Below are 18344 nucleotides of genomic sequence, written 5' to 3'. Positions count from 1 at the left end.
ATTTCATAAAATTTGACTTTCCTATTAAACAAACGTAAAATAGGAATACACGTTTTTAGGGAGGAAAGATATGGATCAAGTGTTTATACGTTCATTTGATGCAATGCTTGAATTACGACATTTTACATCAATTATTTTGGCTTGTATTTGTGGTTTATTAATTGGTTATGAAAGAAAAGCAAGGAATAAACAAGCCGGAGTAAAGACACACGTGATTGTTTGTCTTACTTCTGCCTTAATGATGATTATTTCTAAAGAAGCTTTTCTGGACACTCCAGATTACGACACTTCTCGTGTGGCTGCTCAAATTGTAAGTGGGATTTCCTTCATTGGTGGTGGTATCATTTTCATGAGGGATAAAAAAATAAGTGGTTTAACAACAGCTGCTGGTATTTGGGCTACTTCAGGGATTGGGATGGCCATTGGTGGAGGATTTTGGTTCTTTGGTATTGTTTGTAGTATCTTTGTTATGTTAATTCAATGGTTAACACATGATTTTACAAAACAGCAGCAGATTTATCAGGCAAGTATTAATGGAACTGTTGGAGATATTTCTCTTGTTCACGATATTTATGAGTACTGTAATTTAAAACAATATCAAATCGCAAATGTGGATGTTAAGGATATTGGAGGAAAGTACGAAATCAATATTCAAATAGAGAATGATAAGAGAATCCTAATTGATGATATCGAATCAACCATCAGAGAAAGACATATTGACTTTAAAATTAAAAAGGTTAAGTTTAAATCTTCTGAAAATAATCCGCAATAGTTATAGTGAGACTGGACTACTCCAGTCTTATTTTTATATCTATTATTGATTAAAAAAGAATTATTTATGAGTGAATTGCTATTTTGTTTTTTGGCTGATAAACTTAATTTATATGAGAGATTCATTTCTTAGTTGAAATTTTCGTAATAATCAAGATAAAGGAGTTTACTATTATGAATAGAGAAGAAATTATTGCGTTGCAACATCAACGTTATGCTACTAAAAAGTTTGACCCAACACGTCGTATTTCTGATGAAGATTGGGCAGCACTTGTTGAAGTTGGACGATTAGCACCATCTTCATTGGGGTTTGAACCTTGGAAGATGCTTTTACTAAATAATGAAGGAATGAAACAAGATTTAAAATCAATGGCATGGGGCGCTGTTTCAATGCTCGATGGAGCAAGTCATTTTGTGATTTATCTAGCTCGTAAAGGTGTAAACTATGAAACACCTTATATTGAAAAATTAATGCAAGAGGTAAGACATAGAAGTTATGATCCGGATTCTGCATATGCGCATCGAATCAAGAGCTTCCAAGAAAGTGATGCACAGCTAAACGATGAACGATCACTCTTTGACTGGGCAAGTAAACAAACGTATATCCAAATGGCAAATATGATGAATGCAGCAGTTTTGATGGGAATGGATTCTTGTCCAATTGAAGGATATGATAAAGCTAAAGTTGAAGCTTATTTAGAAGAAAAAGGAGTTTTGGATACATCAGAATTTGGAGTATCAGTAATGTGCGCGTTTGGTTATAGAGATGAAGACATTAAACCGAAAGTTCGTTGGAATACAGAAAGTATTTATGAAGTAATTGATTAGAAGTAATTTTTTCTTAGCAAACAATTGCTATCTCAGTACATCGGCAATGAGTAATTGCTACTGTACTGAGATTTTTTTATTATAAAGAATAAGGAAGAGAACGGAAAAAAGGATTAAAACATGGTATAATATTCGTTGGTTCTATAAGAATGTTTTTGTGAATGTAATATAGAAAGGATTCAAAACGTATGGCAACAATCCAATGGTTCCCGGGGCATATGGCCAAAGCTCGCAGGGAAGCAACTGAAAAATTGAAATTAGTCGATGTCGTGATTGAAATGGTGGACGCCCGTATCCCAGAATCAAGTCGCAATCCTATTATCGAAGAAATTAAAGGACAAAAGAAGCAATTAATCTTATTAAATAAAGTTGATTTGGCAGATCCATCTCAAACAAAACGTTGGAATGATTATTTTACTAGCCAAGGAATTAAAGTTCTTACAACAGAAGCTAAAGATGGCAAAGGGATAAAACAGGTTAAAGCGGCCATTAAGGAATTAATGGCGCCAGTCTTTGAAAAGAATTTGGAAAAAGGGATTCGTCCTAGACCGATTCGTTTAATGGTTCTCGGAATTCCTAACGTTGGAAAATCAACCTTTATCAACCGTATGATTAATAAAAATCAAGCTGAAACAGCAAACCGTCCTGGTGTTACAAAGGGACAACGCTGGTTAAAAATCGGAAATGATTTTGAGTTGCTGGATACTCCTGGAATTCTATGGCCAAAGTTTGAAAGTGAAGAAGTTGGGAATAAACTAGCACTTACGGGTGCGATTAAAGATGCACTCCTTCACATGGATGATATTGCACTTTTTGCTCTTAGTCAGTTTAAATTAGATTATCCAGAGTATTTAAAGAAAGCTTATCGTTTAATAGATAGCGATTTAGAACTTTCAAATGTTGATTTATTAATGTTAATTACAAAGAATTTAGGCTTTAAAGAAGATTATGAAAAGGCAAGTGAACGAATCGTGTTTGATATTCGTTCAGGAAAACTGGGTCGTTATACATTAGACAAAGCGCCTGTGTCGTTAACGGAGGAAGCATAATGAAAAAACGTTCCATCAAAGAAATTAAATTGATTCTTGAAGAAATTCAAACGTTGTCGGATGAACGTTTAACAGAACTTAGAAGTGACGATCGTAAAGGAGTTCAAGATTTAATCGCAAAGTTTGAACGTCAATTCGCCAAAAAAGCAGAACGTGCTGCACACTTTGAGGAAATGCAAAGCTTTGAACGTGCAGCCAAACAAAAAGGCTATCGAATGATTGCAGGAATTGATGAAGTGGGTCGCGGCCCACTTGCTGGTCCAGTGGTAGCAGCTGCTGTCATTCTTCCTGAAGGTATGGAAGATATTGGTCTCGATGATTCTAAGAAGTTGAGCGCGAAAAAACGCGAAGAAATCTTCGAAATGATTAAAGAGCAAGCTGTTGCCATTGGTATCGGTATTGTCGATGCATTCACGATTGATAAAATTAATATTTATGAAGCTAGTAAAGTGGCGATGAAACGAGCGATTGAATTGTTGCCTGAACAGCCAGATTATTTATTAATTGATGCGATGAGATTGGATACAGGAATTCCAGAAGAAGGCATTATTAAAGGGGACGCGAAGAGCATCTCGATAGCTGCGGCAAGTATTGTTGCTAAAGAGGTAAGGGACCAAATGATGAAGGATTACGAACAACTGTATCCAGGATATGGATTTGCACAAAATGCAGGATATGGTACGAAAGCACACATAGAAGGTCTTGAGAAATTAGGTCCGACGCCAATACATCGTATGACATTTGCACCTGTAAAAGAATATCAACAATAAAGTTCCAAATGTAAACTCTTTCTCGTAAATAGTTTTGAAAACTATTTACCGGAAGGAGTTTATTTATGTTATTAACAAAAAGAAAACTATTAATTGGAATAGCGATTAGTGAAACATTAAATAGTAAACAGTTTTATGAGTTATTTCAAAAATTGAATGATGATGTTTCTTTAAATCATCCATTTGTTTTAGGGGATGTAAAATTCAGCTTGCCCGAAGAAACTTCTAAATGGTTAGAGACATTTGATTGGTTAGCTTCTTTTGAAAAAATGAAGGTTGAAAAAGTAAAAGTATTGACCATTTTGGATGCTGTTTATCCAAGAAGGTTAAAAGAAATTTATTTACCTCCAATTGTTCTTTTCTATAAAGGAGAATTGTCTTTGTTAAATGAACGATTAGTCGCTTTAGTAGGTTCTAGAGAACATTCAAACTATGCAAAACAATGTACGAAAATCATTGTACAGGATTTAGTACAGAAGAAAATCGGAATTATTAGCGGTCTAGCTAAAGGAGTGGATTCTTTAGCACACCTTGAATGTTTGAAGGATGATGGAAAAACGATAGCGGTTATAGGAAGTGGATTAGATGTTGTATATCCACCTGAAAATGCCAATCTCTATAAAGAAATAGGGGAAAAAGGTCTTATTATTTCTGAATATCCTTTAGGAAGTCGACCTTTGAAGTTTCATTTTCCTTACCGAAATCGCATCATAGCAGGGTTAAGCCATGGTGTTTGTGTAGTAGAAGCTAAAGAGAGAAGTGGAAGTCTAATTACCGCTAATATTGCCTTGAGTGAAAATAGAGAGGTATTTGCTATTCCTGGAAGTATTTTTTCATCACATTCAAAAGGAACTAATCAACTAATTGAAGCTGGAGCTTGTTTAGTTTCTAGCGCTGAAACTATTGATAAAAATCTACATTACTTTCCATAAAAAAACTATAAGAGATAATTTGTTGCCTTGACAAAAAGAATGTGTTTAGATATGATGACAAAAGACAATTTAAACAATCTCGCTAAATACAGGCTTTTTGCCTGATATTTTAATATTAGATAGAGTAATGATGGAAGGAGCCATTTAATGGTGAAGCAAAACTTAGTGATTGTAGAGTCTCCTACAAAAGCTAAAACCATTGAACGCTATTTGGGGAAAAATTTTAAAGTGGTCGCAAGTAAAGGTCACTTAAGAGATTTACCTAAGAGCAAAATGGGTGTAGATATTGAAAATAATTATGAACCTCATTATATTTCGATTCGAGGGAAGGGCGATTTAATTAAGTCTCTTAAAAAGGAAGCAGCCAAAGCAGATGCAGTTTATCTTGCAAGTGACCCGGATAGAGAAGGAGAAGCTATTTCTTGGCATTTAGCGCATTTATTAGGACTTGATTTAAACAAACCTATTCGTGTGGAGTTTAATGAGATTACAAAAGATGCAATTAAAGAAGCATTTAAGAATCCTAGGATGATTGACATGGATTTAGTTGATGCGCAACAAGCACGTCGTATTTTAGACCGCCTTGTGGGTTACACTTTATCTCCTATTTTATGGAAGAAAGTGAAAAAAGGATTGAGTGCTGGTCGTGTTCAAAGTATCGCGGTAAAATTAATTATTGATCGCGAAAACGAAATTAAAGCATTCGTTCCAGAAGAATACTGGACTCTTGAAGGACAATTCAAAAAAGAAAAGAAAACTTTCACGGCAAATTACTATGGTACTACAGCTGAGAAAGCGTCTTTAGAAAAAGAAGCGACTGTGAAATCAGTAATGGACGAACTTTCTGAGAAGAAACCATTCAAAGTTACTAAAGTAACGAAGAAAGAACGTAGACGCAATCCTGCAGCTCCATTTACAACAAGTAGCTTGCAACAAGATGCGTCAAACCGCTTAAACTTCAGAACGCGAAAAACAATGATGGTAGCTCAACAACTTTATGAAGGGGTATCTCTTGGTCGTAGTGGTTCAGTCGGTTTGATTACGTATATGCGTACAGACTCAACTCGAATTTCAGCATCTGCCCAAAATGAGGCTTCTGAGTTCATTGAGAAAGAGTTTGGTAAAGAGTACTGTCTTGAAACTAAACGCACTGTAAAGAACGCTGAAGGCGCTCAAGATGCTCACGAAGCAATTCGTCCTTCATCTGTTTTACGTACACCGGATTCAATCGCAAGTTATTTAACAAAAGATCAATTGAAATTGTACACCTTAATTTGGTCACGATTTGTTGCTAGTCAAATGACTGCAGCAGTTTATGATACTGTACAAGTAGATTTAGAACAAAACAATCATGTGTTTAAGGCAAATGGATCTACAATTAAGTTTGCTGGGTATCAAAAGGTATATCAAGATAATGCAGAAGCGAAAAAAGGAAACGTGCTTCCGGAAATGCAAGTTGGGGATGAAGTTCAATTAGCAAAACTAAATCCTGAACAACATTTCACACAACCGCCTGCACGTTATTCTGAAGCTACGTTAATTAAAACATTAGAAGAAATCGGTGTTGGTCGTCCATCAACATATGCACCAACAATCGAAACAATCCAAAAACGTTACTACGTTAAATTAGTTTCTAAACGTTTTGAACCAACGGAACTTGGATATGTTGTTCATCAAATCATCGAACAATACTTCCCAAATATTGTCGATACTCATTTTACGGCTTCCATGGAAGACAATCTTGACCTTGTAGAAGAAGGGAAAGAAGAGTGGGTACAAGTTATCGATAAGTTTTACCAACCGTTTAAGATTGAAGTGGATAAGGCTGAAGTTGAAATCGAGAAAGTTCAAATTAAAGATGAACCAGCTGGATTCAACTGTGAAAAATGCGGCCATCCGATGGTGATTAAATTAGGTCGATTTGGAAAATTCTACGCATGTAGCAATTTCCCAGAATGTCATCATACACAAGCCATTGTTAAAGATATTGGGATTACATGTCCAACTTGTGGAAAAGGCAAAGTGATTGAACGTAAGTCGAAGAAAAATCGTATCTTCTATGGTTGTGATCGTTATCCTGAATGTGAATTCGTTTCATGGGATAAACCTGTAGGACGCAATTGTCCAAAATGTGATCACTACTTAGTTGAGAAAAAAGGTCGCGGTGGAAAACAAATTGCGTGTAGTAATTGTGATTACAAAGAGGATGTTCAAAAATAACGAAAAGAGCACTTGGAGAAATCTGGGTGCTCTCTTTATGTGCGTGAAATTATGTTAGTGCATTGACTATGACGCAGAGTTTATTAAATATGTATTAATTGTCTTAATAATTTTGACAATTCGGTTGTAAGAAAGTGCTTACTGTGATAAAGTTAACGATAGGAGGAAGATGATGAAGAATGAAATGCAAGATTTCTTAGCGTATATAAAAGTTGAACGGCGTTATTCACCAGAGACGATTCGTGCGTATGAGCGTGATATTCAACATTTCTGCGATTACTTAACAGAAGTTCCAATTACGTCATGGAACGATGTATCTGTCGTTGATGTTCGAATCTATTTAGGAGTTTTACATCGTGAAAACTATAATCGTTCAAGTATTTCTCGGTTCCTTTCAAGTTTACGTTCTTTTTATCATTTTTTGGTAGAACGAAAAGCAGTAGAATCAAATCCTTTTGCGTCAGTCAGTTATAAAAAGGGTAAAATGCTTCTTCCAGAGTTTTTTTATGAAGATGAAATTGAAAAATTTATCAATTCTATTGATGGAAATCAGTCTTTAGACCAACGTAATAAAGCTCTAGTCGAAGTATTATATGCTACAGGTATGCGTGTCAGTGAGTTAACGAATTTAACTCTTGAGCAATTAGACCTGGATAATAGCATTATCCTCGTCATCGGTAAAGGTTCTAAAGAACGCTATGTTCCGATTGGTGACTTTGCAAGAACGGCTTTAGAAACTTATCTTGAAGAAGGACGAAAGGATCTTATGGCTAAAGAAAGGAAGGAGCATTTTTTCGTGTTTGTGAATCATTTAGGTGATCCACTGACGACTAATGGAGTTCGTTATATTTTAGAAAAACTAATTCAAGAAAGTGGACTAACATTAAAGATTCATCCACATATGCTAAGACATACGTTTGCAACGCATTTATTAAATAATGGTGCGGATATGAGAACCGTTCAGGAACTTTTAGGGCATGTTAGTCTTAGTTCTACTCAAATTTATACACATGTAACGAAAGAAGCTCTACAGCAAAATTACCAATTATATTTTCCAAGATCTAAAGCTGGGAAGAATGAATTTGACGCTAGTGCCTTTAATAAGAATAACGGAGGAAAATCATGACTACAATTTGTGCAGTAAAAAAAGATAACGAAGTTGCAATGGCTGGTGACGGTCAAGTGACAATGGGGGAAAAAGTGATAATGAAAGGAACCGCTCGTAAAATCCGTCGTATTTTTGACAATCAAGTGCTTGTGGGATTTGCAGGTGGGGTAGCGGATGCAATTACTTTAGAAGAAATGTTTGAAGATAAACTTAAACAATTCAAAGGGAACTTACAACGATCAGCTATTGAAATGGCGAAACAATGGAGAAGTGACCGTGGTTTACAAAAATTAGAAGCGATGTTAATCGTAATGAATAAAGAACAAGTGTTACTTGTTTCAGGAACAGGAGAAGTCATTGAACCAGATGATGGCATTCTAACAATCGGTTCTGGTGGTAACTTCGCTTTATCAGCTGCTAGAGGTCTCCTAAGATTTGGCGATTCGAATTTAACAGCAGAAGATATTGCTCGTGAAAGTTTAAAAATCGCTTCAGAGATTGATATTTTTACAAATGATAATATCATTACTGAAACATTGGCTTAAGGAAGTGGAAGTATGCAAGCAAATATTAGTAAAACACCTAGAGAAGTTGTATCTGAATTAGATCAATTCATCGTCGGGCAACAGGATGCAAAACGAGCGTTAGCTGTTGCTCTTCGAAATCGTTACCGTCGTTTATTATTGGACGACGAAATGAAAAAAGAAGTCACTCCAAAAAATTTATTGATGATTGGACCTACGGGGGTCGGAAAAACTGAATTGGCTCGTCGTCTTGCAAAACTAGTCGATGCACCATTTGCAAAAGTCGAAGCCACTAAATTTACGGAAGTCGGTTACGTTGGGCGTGATGTAGAATCGATGGTTCGTGATTTAGTGGAAAATGCGATTCAAATTGTGACTAAACTAAAACAAGAAGAGGTAAAGCCACAAGCTTTTGATAAGGCTGTTAAAAAGCTTGCGAAGATCTTAAAACCTGGAATCATGAAGAAAGTATCGAACCCACAACAAGATTCACTCTTCAATATGTTCCAACAAATGGGCATTCAAAATCCAGGATTAGAACCTGAAATGAAGGAAGAAATCACAGAAGAAATTGCTCAAAGTCGTCGTGATATTGAGCAACAATTAAGAAATGGAGTACTTGATTCAAAAGAAGTAACAATTGAATTAACTGAGAAACCAATGCGGATGGCGGGATCTGGTAACCAAATGGAACAAATGATGCAAATTCAATCCGTTCTTGATCAGATGACTCCTAAGAAGAAAATTAGCCGTACAGTCACTGTTAAAGAAGCGTTAGAACTATTAACGGAGGAAGAAGCAAATAACCTTATCAATCAGGAAGATATGCATGCAGAAGCTTTAAAACTAGCTGAAACATCAGGAATTATCTTTATTGATGAAATTGATAAGATTACTGCAAAAGGTCAAAACGGAGGGGAAGTCTCAAGGGAAGGAGTACAAAGAGATATTTTACCAATCGTTGAGGGGAGCCAAGTGAATACGAAATACGGTGTGATTAATACAGACCATATTTTGTTTATTGCTTCTGGAGCATTCCATGCGGCTAAACCAAGTGATTTAATGCCCGAGCTACAAGGGCGATTCCCGATTCGGGTTGAATTACAAGATTTATCAAAAGAAGATTTTGAACGCATTTTAATGGAACCTAAAAACGCATTATTAAAACAGTATAAGGCATTACTTGCTACAGAAAATGTGGAAGTCGTTTTCACAAAAGAAGCTGTTTCAAAATTGGCTGAGATTGCTTTCGAAGTGAATAGTACAATGGAAAATATTGGTGCCCGTCGTCTTCACACTATTTTAGAAACTGTATTAGAAGAATTATTGTTCGAAGCACCAACGATGCAAATGGGAAGCATCCAAATAACTGAACAATATGTAGAAAGTAAATTAAATGCGATTCGAGAGGATCAAGATTTAACTAAATACATTTTATAAAAAGGAGAATATACTCATGCGTAAAGTTTTAGCTGATTTAAGGAAGATTAATGAAATTGTCCAGTATGATAATATTTGGAGAGATTCTGAAACAGCAGATTTACCATTTAATAAACTAACAGAAATTTTGGGAACTCTTTTGAAAGTTGATTTATATATCGCATCAAGCGATGGAAGATTGTTAGGAATTCATGATGAATTTCAAGTAAATAACGATCGTATGAAGGAGTATAAAAATAGTAGACAATTTCCGGATTTTTATATGGACGGATTAACATCTTTAAAATTCACGAAGGAAAATATACCTGTAACGGATGAACTAACGATTTTTCCAGTTGAATTACATGATAATTTCAAGAATGCAATGACCACCATTATTCCAATTTTTGCTTCAGGAATTCAATTAGGATTTGTAGTGATGGGGAAGGATGAAGAACCTTTTTCAACCGACGATCTTATTTTGGCTGAACACGCTGGAACAGTAATTGGAACAGAAATGTTGCACTGGTATACAAGAAAGATTGAGCAAGAAAAGAGAGAACAACAAAATGTTCATTTAGCTCTTAGTTCGTTATCTTATAGTGAATTAGAAGCCATTAAAGTGATTATCCAATTGTTTGATGGTATGGATTTAAGATTCACTGCTTTAAAAATTGCGAAAGAGTATAATATTACTCGTACAGTAATTGTAAATGCTATTCGTAAACTTGAATCAGCAGGAATTATTGAAAGTCGCAGCCTAGGAACTAAAGGAACCTATATAAAAATAAAAAATCAAAATATCAAAAAATCCTTATTAACTGAATTAAAACATTCATAAATTAGAGGCGATTATATGGATAACATTTCTTTAGAAAATAAATTTTTAAAAGTCAGAGTAAAACTTTTTGGGGCAGAACTAACTTCTGTATTTGATAAAGAGACTCATACGGAATATATGTATCAACCAGATGGGATTCATTGGAATAAACAATCTCCAATTTTATTTCCGAATATTGGTGCTATTCGAAATAACTCTTTTTCCTACAAAGGGAATGATTACGAAGCTAGAAAACATGGTTTTGCTCGTGACTATGCATTTAAGTTAGAGGATAATGGAAGTGACTTTGCCACTTTCTTACTCACGAATGAGATGATCGAGGAAAACTATCCTTTCGATTTTCAATTGCGTCTAAAATACACTTTAAATGGTCGTCAATTAGATATGAGTTATTTCGTTACTACTCAAAGTCCTGAAATGTACTTTGCAATTGGTGGTCATCCTGCATTTAGAGTACCGTTGGAAGAAAGATTGTCGTTTGAAGATTATCGAATCCAATTAGATTCGGAAAGCTCGATTCATAAACTTGAATTAGAGATTCCATATCTTGCTTCACTTGAAGGGGTTTCGTATCCAGAAAAAGAATTTCGATTACACCATGATTTATTTACGAATGATGTATTATTATTTAAATCAAATTCCCCTCATTTCAAAGGCAAGTTGTATTCTCAAAAAGGGAATAAAAGCGTAACCGTACTTTTAAATGGGATTGGCGCGTTAGGAGTATGGACTATGCCAGATGATTCTCCTTTTGTTTGCTTTGAACCTTGGGATGGATATCCAGACTTGGCGAATGATTTTACGCAAAATTTAGAAGAAAAAAAGAATGTCTTGAAAATTACAAACAAGACACCTTATCAATCTACAGCCAGTTTTATTTTCGAGTAAAAGAAAAGACACTAAGTACTTACTTAGTGTCTTTATTTTTTTGTTCCCAAGGCATTGGAACTTTATTTTCTGTTCCGTTTAAAATTCTTTGGATATTAGAACGGTGTCGGTAAATGATAAAAATATCTATTGCAAGTGCAAAAAGTGTTAGTGTCCAATCATTAAATAGTAGTGAAAGGAATACCCCTAAAGTGATAGTTACCATAGCAGTAAGACTAACCATTCGTGTAATTGCAAGGAGTACTAAGAAAATAATAAGTCCATATAAAAGTAATAATGGTTGGTAAGCTAAAATCATTCCAGCAAAAGTAGCAACCGCTTTTCCTCCTTTGAATGAAGCAAAAATGGGAAAAGTATGACCAATAACCGCGAAAGAGGCCATCCACAATGGAGAAATATCAGGTTGCTTAAATACAGTTAAAGCAAGAATCATCGCTAAGAATCCTTTAAAGATATCACAGAATAATACTAGGGAACCCGCTTTTTTTCCTAAAACTCGAAACGCATTTGTTGATCCTAAATTTCCACTCCCATATTGGCGAATATCTTTTTTAAAGAAATACTGCCCAACCCATAATCCAGATGGAATCGAACCAAGTAAGTATGCCACTATGGCACCAATTATAAATGTAAATGACATTTGTTTGACTTCTCCTTTTAAAAACAGTCTAGAAACAGTTTAACACAAAAACATTTTAACTTACAATTCTAATAAGAAATGTTATTATAACGCTATTTATGAAGGGAAATCTTGCGAAAATATTTAAAAACAAGTATTATAGATAAGATGATGAAAAAAGGAGAGTATTAAATGAGCAAAGTGACGAATCAGTATAATGATGATGCGATTCAAGTTTTAGAAGGTCTTGAAGCTGTTCGTAAACGTCCAGGGATGTATATTGGATCAACTGATCATCGAGGACTTCATCACTTAGCGTATGAAATTGTTGATAATGCGGTCGATGAGGCATTATCAGGTTACGCTACAAAAATTGAAGTAACAATTCATAAAGATCAATCACTTTCAGTAAAAGATAATGGTCGTGGAATGCCAACGGGAAAGCATGCTTCTGGGATCCCAACTATTCAAGTTATCTTTACTGTATTACATGCCGGTGGTAAATTCGGCCAAGGTGGATATAAAACATCAGGTGGTCTTCATGGAGTTGGGGCGTCTGTTGTTAACGCGTTGTCAGATTGGTTAACCGTAGAAGTTTTGCGAGATGGAACATTATACAAACAATCGTTTAAAAATGGTGGTGAACCAGTCGGAACTGTTAAAAAAGAAAAAACAAGCCGTCGTGGTTCTGGAACTACAGTTACATTCCTTCCAAGTGATAAGACATTTTCAACAACGAATTGGTCTTATGAAACATTAGCTGAACGTTTAAGAGAATCAGCGTTCTTGTTAAAAGGACTTACAATCGTTCTTACAGATGAACGTACTGGGGAATCAGAAACGTTCCATTATGAAGAAGGAATTCGAGATTTCATTCAATATTTAAATGAAGAAAAAGATACATTATCTCCAGTAGTTGATTTTGACAGCATAGTGGATGGTGTTGAAACCGAATTTGCATTCCAATATAACGATGGCTATTCCGAAACGATTTTATCTTTTGTAAATAACGTTCGTACAAAAGACGGTGGTACTCATGAAGTGGGAATGAAGAGTGCCTTAACAAAAGCGTTCAACGAATATGCACGAAAAGTTGGTCTTTTAAAAGAGAAAGACAAAAACTTAGAAGGTAGCGATGTTCGTGAAGGATTAACTGCGATTATTTCGCTTCGTATTCCTGAAGAGATTCTTCAATTTGAAGGACAAACGAAAGATAAATTAGGGACGCCTGCTGCACGTGGAATTGTGGATAATACAATTTCTGAACAATTAGGTTTCTTCTTAACGGAGAATGGGGAAATTGCGCAAGAATTAATCCGTAAAGCGATTAAAGCTCGTGAAGCTCGTGAAGCGAGTCGTAAAGCTCGTGAAGAAAGTCGTAATGGTAAGAAGGGTAAGAAGAAAGAAACTCTTCTTTCTGGTAAATTAACGCCTGCTCAAAGTAAAAATCCTAAGAAAAACGAACTTTACTTAGTAGAGGGGGACTCTGCTGGTGGTTCTGCTAAACAAGGTCGTGACCGTAAGTTCCAAGCAATTCTTCCATTACGTGGTAAAGTAATCAATACAGAAAAAGCATCGATTTCAGATATTCTGAAGAACGAAGAAATCAATACGATTATTTATACGATTGGTGCTGGTGTTGGTAGTGACTTCAAGATTGAAGATTGTAACTATGACAAGATTGTCATTATGACTGATGCGGATACCGATGGGGCTCACATTCAAGTCTTGCTGTTAACATTCTTCTATCGTTATATGAAACCATTGATTGAAGCCGGAAAAGTTTATCTTGCATTACCACCTTTATATAAAATTTCTAAAGGAACTGGCAAAAAACAAGTGATTGAGTATGCGTGGACAGAAAAAGAACTTGAAGAGAAGACTAAACTAGTCGGAAAAGGCTACTTATTACAACGTTATAAAGGTCTTGGGGAAATGAACGCTGACCAATTATGGGATACTACTATGAATCCAGATACAAGAACGTTAATTCGTGTGGTTATCGATGATAAAGCTCAAGCAGAACGTCGTGTAAGCACATTGATGGGGAATAAAGTGGAACCTCGTCGTAAGTGGATTGAACGCCACGTTGAGTTTGGTCTAGAAGAAGATAAGAGCATTTTAGAATCAGATGTAAATGCCATTAGCACAACAGCTAGTCCGAAAGAAGAAAAGAAACCATCAGTTAAGAAAAAAGAAGCAACAATTGATCATGTAGAACAATTGTCGTTACTAGGAGAGGAGGAATAGTATGAGTCAAATTCAAGATATTCAAGAATTGAATCTGGAAGATGTAATGGGCGACCGATTTGGACGTTATTCGAAATACATTATCCAAGACCGTGCTCTTCCTGATATCCGTGATGGTTTGAAACCAGTACAACGTCGTATTTTATATGCGATGTCATTCGATGGAAACACAAGCGATAAACAATTCCGTAAATCAGCAAAGACTGTCGGTAACGTAATCGGTAATTTCCACCCACACGGAGACTCTTCAGTTTATGAAGCAATGGTTCGTATGAGTCAAGATTGGAAGCTTCGTGATGTGTTAATTGAAATGCACGGGAATAACGGTAGTATGGATGGAGACCCTGCTGCTGCGATGCGTTATACGGAAGCTCGTCTTTCTAAAATCTCAGAAGAATTACTAAAAGATTTAGACAAGAAAACCGTTGAATTTGTTTTAAACTTCGATGATACAGAAGAAGAACCGACTGTACTTCCTGCGCGCTATCCAAACCTTCTTGTAAATGGAGCTACTGGGATTTCAGCCGGTTACGCAACAGAGATTCCTACTCATAACTTAGGTGAGGTTATTGATGCAACCATTCATGCGATTGACCATCCTAAAGCGACTGTGAAAGAATTGATGCAATTTGTGAAAGGTCCTGATTTCCCTACAGGAGGAATTATTCAGGGTCTTGAGGAATTGGAACAAGCGTATGAAACCGGACGCGGTAAAGTAGTGATTCGTTCGAAAACGAAAATCGAACCGATTAAAGGTGGAAAATCGCAAATCATTATTTCAGAGATTCCTTATGAAATAAACAAAGCTTTATTAGTGAAGAAGATTGATGAAATTCGCTTGAATAAGAAGATTGACGGGATTGCTGAAGTAAGGGACGAATCAGACCGTACTGGGCTTCAAATCGTTGTTGAATTGAAGAAAGAAGCTAATGCTGAGGGAATCTTAAACTACTTATTGAAGAATACAGATTTACAAGTGAACTATAACTTCAATATGGTCGCTATCGATGAACGCCGACCTGTACAAGTAGGATTAAAAACAATTCTAACTTCTTATATCAACTTCCAAAAAGAAGTGATTACGAGACGTACGCAATATGATTTGAAGAAGGCTCAAGATCGTCTTCATATCGTTGATGGTTTGATGAAGGCTTTATCGATTTTAGATGAAGTCATCGCATTAATTCGTAACAGTAAAGATAAGAAACATGCGAAAGAACGTTTAGTAGAAACATATGACTTCACAATGATCCAAGCAGAAGCGATTGTAAGCTTACAATTGTATCGTTTAACGAATACGGATATTACAATTCTTCAAAATGAAAAGCTTGATTTAAATGAGCAAATCGCAACATTCTTAAGTATCTTAAAATCCGAAAAAACTCTTCTTCAAGTCATGAAGAGTGAACTTCGTGATTTGAAGAAGAAATATGCAACGCCTCGTTTAACGCAAATTCAAGCTGAAATTGAAGAGATTAAGATTGAAACTGAAGTGTTAGTCGCTGAAGAAGAAGTATATGTGGTTGCTACAAAACAAGGATACTACAAACGTGTTAGCCCGCGTTCATTTGCTTCAAGCGCTCCAGAAGAAAATGGAATGCGTGAAGGGGATGAAGTTATTCTTTGTCAAAAAGCTTCCACATTAGATAATTTAATTCTATTTACTTCAAAAGGAAATTACTTACACTTACCAGTGCATGAAATTCCGGAAGCGAAATGGAAAGACGTGGGAAACCATTTAAGTCAATCCATTTCTTTGGGTAGCAACGAAGTCATTTTAACTGGATTCATTAAGGCTAAAGATAGTGATGCCTCTTATAAAGATTGGACGGTTGTCTTCTTTACAAAAGAGGGCTTAGTGAAACAAACATTATTCAATGAGTTTACAACGTACCGAGGATACAAGACTCGTACAAGTAATGCGATGAAATTGAAGACTACAACGGATGAAGTAGTCAAAGTGGTTGTCACAAATCCAGAAAGTTTAGAAGTATTTATCGTGACGCACTGTGGATTTGGTTTACGTTATGAATTAAGCGAAATTCCAGTAGTTGGTACTGTAGCCAGCGGTGTGAAAGCAATCAACCTTCGTAAAGAAGATTTTGTTGCCGGAGCGATGGTTTACTCATTAGAACATAAAGTTGTTTCTGCTTTCCTTACAACACAGCGTGGGGCTGTAAAACGATTCAATGTATTAGAAATTTCGATGCTTACACGTGCAAAACGTGGACTTATGGTTTTACGTGAATTGAAAACAAAACCTCATCGTGTCGTATTCTTAGATGGAGAAATCACTTCAAACAGTGAATACACAATCATTGCTGGAAACGGCGAAACAAAAGTGGTTAGACCAATGGACTTAACACTTGTAGATCGTACAAGTAATGGTTCAATGCTTCTAGGGGATAACGACCAGGAAGTAAAAGCTGTATTGGCAAACTTTGACTACAGTTCATTGAAAGAACAATAGAGATTATAAAGAAAAGGACTTCCATACTAATGGAAGTCCTTTTGGTTTAGAAGTTTATTTCTGATGAATACTGAGAAGCAGCGTTCCAAAGTAGGTATTCCGTTACGCCAGCTTCTTTTAGCGCTTGAATTTCCTTGCTGATAATATCCGCGGTGTAGAGTTGATAATTTCCTTCACCAAGAAAATCTGCAGTGAACGCTTGAATCCAAGGCCTTGAAATTGGAGAAGGGTTTAATGTTTTTATATATCCTTTTTCAATCACCATATAGCGTTTAACGATTTCATATGGATTTTTATCAGGATCCTTTACATCTAGAGCATAATTCACCCAATGGCTTGGAAAAATCATAGGAGAGATGACATCTACTTTATCAGCAATATTGACAAATTTTTGTCCAATACCACCAATTTTTGATTCAGTAATTGCGTGTGCTAAGATGTCAGCTGAAAGATGTACACCATATGGTTGAAGTTTTTCACGAATAAATGCAACAAAGTCTGTAATCGCAGCAATACGGGCTTCATCATCATCTTTAATATGAGCATAATCGCCTTTATCATAGACTAAGTCTTCCGAAACAGTTTCGAACCCCAGTGGGAAACGAACGTAATCTAATTGAATATCTTTAAATCCCGCTTTAGCAGCACCAATTGCAATTTCTGCAACGTATTCCCAGTTTTCTTTAAGAAAAGGATTCAGGAACGTTTCTCCGTCATCTGTATACCATAGCTGGCCTAAAGCATTTCTAAAGGAACGTTCTGGATTCTCTTTTGGAACAAATCGGTCTCCAAAACATACAATACGAGCAATTGGATAAATTTGTTCCTTTTCGAGTCGCTTAAGAAGAGCAGTAGTATCTGGTACTTCATTGACAGTATGTTTCTTCACTTGTTGATTATCAGTCTCCAGAGGCATTGTAATTTGTCCATATCCATCACGGACATCAATTACAAGAGAGTTAATGGGAGTATACTTAACGAACTGAATCATATTTTCCAAGTCTTGTCCTTTGGCACGAAACGCCTGTAAATAAACCCCCTTAACTCCGTCTTCAGGATATGGAATAGAAATGCCTGAATCATAAATATGTTCCTGTGGTATATTCGCTGGAACTCGGAGTAAACTATTCGTTCTTACATTCAACTTACTATCAGCAGTATCTTGCGCATTTGCCACAGAGTGGAAAGCGAGTAGTGAACTAACAGACGCAACAGTAAGCATGCTCGTTACTAAAGATTTTTTCTTCAACATCATTACTCACCCTTTCCGCTATTTGCCAAGCGAGCTTTTAGAATGCGAATTGGTCTATCTAGCTCACTGATTGGAGAATTTATTGCTTCAATAATTTGTTGACGCTCGTTAGCAGAATTATTTACTTCAATAATGAGCGCTTTTAATTCATCGCTTGTTTGTTTTCCACCTGATATGCTAACGAAAAATGATATGTACCCAGAATCCTGGACACATTTTTAAATTAAGCTGAACACATGGATGTTTCCCTGTATAGAACAGGGGGCATCCATTTTGTTTTTTCTTGAATTCTTTTGTTATTGTAATAATCTATATATTCTTCCACAGCCGTTTGAAATTCCTTAAAGGTAGAATATTCCATTTCAAAACCATAGAACATCTCGTTCTTCATTCTGGCGAAAAA

16 protein-coding genes are annotated in these 18344 nt (G+C 35.9%); 13 read left to right on the top strand and 3 right to left on the bottom strand.

The annotated features are described in order from the left end of the window. The first annotated feature begins 70 nt into the window (after positions 1 to 70). The 11 genes from ADH99_RS00105 to ADH99_RS00055 all read left to right on the top strand — a co-directional run bounded on the left by ADH99_RS00105 (position 71) and on the right by ADH99_RS00055 (position 11350). Complete coding sequence (locus ADH99_RS00105; RefSeq protein WP_005605428.1) at positions 71 to 772, top strand: MgtC/SapB family protein; 702 nt, start codon at positions 71 to 73, stop codon at positions 770 to 772. 173 nt (positions 773 to 945) lie between these two features. Then, on the top strand, positions 946 to 1599 hold the full coding sequence (locus ADH99_RS00100; RefSeq protein ID WP_049554601.1) for an NAD(P)H-dependent oxidoreductase: 654 nt from the start codon (positions 946 to 948) through the stop codon (positions 1597 to 1599). Positions 1600 to 1787: 188 nt separating this feature from the next. Continuing rightward, positions 1788 to 2648, top strand: a complete 861-nt coding sequence (gene ylqF, locus ADH99_RS00095; protein ID WP_049554600.1) for a ribosome biogenesis GTPase YlqF — start codon at positions 1788 to 1790, stop codon at positions 2646 to 2648. Then, a complete protein-coding gene (locus tag ADH99_RS00090) occupies positions 2648 to 3418 on the top strand; it encodes a ribonuclease HII (RefSeq protein WP_049554599.1) in 771 nt (256 codons plus the stop codon). Before ylqF ends, ADH99_RS00090 begins: the two co-directional genes overlap by 1 nt. Before the next feature lie 65 nt (positions 3419 to 3483). Continuing rightward, a complete protein-coding gene (dprA, locus tag ADH99_RS00085; RefSeq protein WP_049554598.1) occupies positions 3484 to 4350 on the top strand; it encodes a DNA-processing protein DprA in 867 nt (288 codons plus the stop codon). A gap of 147 nt (positions 4351 to 4497) precedes the next feature. Beyond that, on the top strand, positions 4498 to 6570 hold the full coding sequence (gene topA, locus ADH99_RS00080; RefSeq protein WP_049554597.1) for a type I DNA topoisomerase: 2073 nt from the start codon (positions 4498 to 4500) through the stop codon (positions 6568 to 6570). 172 nt (positions 6571 to 6742) lie between these two features. Further along, complete coding sequence (gene xerC / locus ADH99_RS00075) at positions 6743 to 7696, top strand: tyrosine recombinase XerC (RefSeq protein ID WP_049554596.1); 954 nt, start codon at positions 6743 to 6745, stop codon at positions 7694 to 7696. Beyond that, entirely contained in the window at positions 7693 to 8223 is a 531-nt protein-coding gene (gene hslV, locus ADH99_RS00070; RefSeq protein WP_049554595.1) for an HslVU peptidase proteolytic subunit, read from the top strand. Before xerC ends, hslV begins: the two co-directional genes overlap by 4 nt. Positions 8224 to 8235: 12 nt before the next feature. Continuing rightward, positions 8236 to 9642, top strand: a complete 1407-nt coding sequence (gene hslU, locus ADH99_RS00065; protein ID WP_049554594.1) for an ATP-dependent protease ATPase subunit HslU — start codon at positions 8236 to 8238, stop codon at positions 9640 to 9642. A 16-nt stretch (positions 9643 to 9658) separates the two neighbouring features. Further along, positions 9659 to 10462, top strand: a complete 804-nt coding sequence (codY, locus tag ADH99_RS00060; RefSeq protein ID WP_005605445.1) for a GTP-sensing pleiotropic transcriptional regulator CodY — start codon at positions 9659 to 9661, stop codon at positions 10460 to 10462. A 15-nt stretch (positions 10463 to 10477) separates the two neighbouring features. Further along, positions 10478 to 11350 carry a hypothetical protein gene (locus ADH99_RS00055; protein WP_049554593.1) on the top strand — a complete coding sequence of 291 codons (873 nt, stop codon included), beginning with the start codon at positions 10478 to 10480 and terminating at the stop codon, positions 11348 to 11350. 19 nt (positions 11351 to 11369) lie between these two features. Here ADH99_RS00055 and plsY read toward each other — a convergent pair whose 3' ends face one another. Continuing rightward, entirely contained in the window at positions 11370 to 11990 is a 621-nt protein-coding gene (gene plsY, locus ADH99_RS00050; protein WP_049554592.1) for a glycerol-3-phosphate 1-O-acyltransferase PlsY, read from the bottom strand. 171 nt (positions 11991 to 12161) lie between these two features. Here plsY and parE point away from each other — a divergent pair, with 171 nt between their 5' ends. Together parE and parC are read left to right on the top strand one after the other, a co-directional pair. Further along, positions 12162 to 14219: a DNA topoisomerase IV subunit B gene (parE, locus tag ADH99_RS00045; RefSeq protein ID WP_049554591.1), complete on the top strand. Its 2058-nt coding sequence runs from the start codon at positions 12162 to 12164 to the stop codon at positions 14217 to 14219. Between the two features lies 1 nt (position 14220). Beyond that, the gene (parC, locus tag ADH99_RS00040; protein ID WP_049554590.1) at positions 14221 to 16689 is read left to right on the top strand and encodes a DNA topoisomerase IV subunit A; all 2469 of its coding nucleotides are present in this window, start codon (positions 14221 to 14223) and stop codon (positions 16687 to 16689) included. Positions 16690 to 16735: 46 nt separating this feature from the next. Here parC and ADH99_RS00035 read toward each other — a convergent pair whose 3' ends face one another. Continuing rightward, a complete protein-coding gene (locus tag ADH99_RS00035; protein ID WP_049554589.1) occupies positions 16736 to 17944 on the bottom strand; it encodes a putative glycoside hydrolase in 1209 nt (402 codons plus the stop codon). 220 nt (positions 17945 to 18164) lie between these two features. Further along, on the bottom strand, positions 18165 to 18344 hold a 180-nt coding region (locus ADH99_RS00030; protein WP_049555912.1), incomplete at its 5' end, for an IS3 family transposase.

The organism is Granulicatella sp. 572.rep1_STHE (genome assembly GCF_001073445.1).
Lineage (GTDB): Bacteria > Bacillota > Bacilli > Lactobacillales > Aerococcaceae > Granulicatella > Granulicatella adiacens.
Note: the sequence above shows the minus strand (reverse complement) of the source record. Positions and strands in the feature narration are given on the sequence as shown.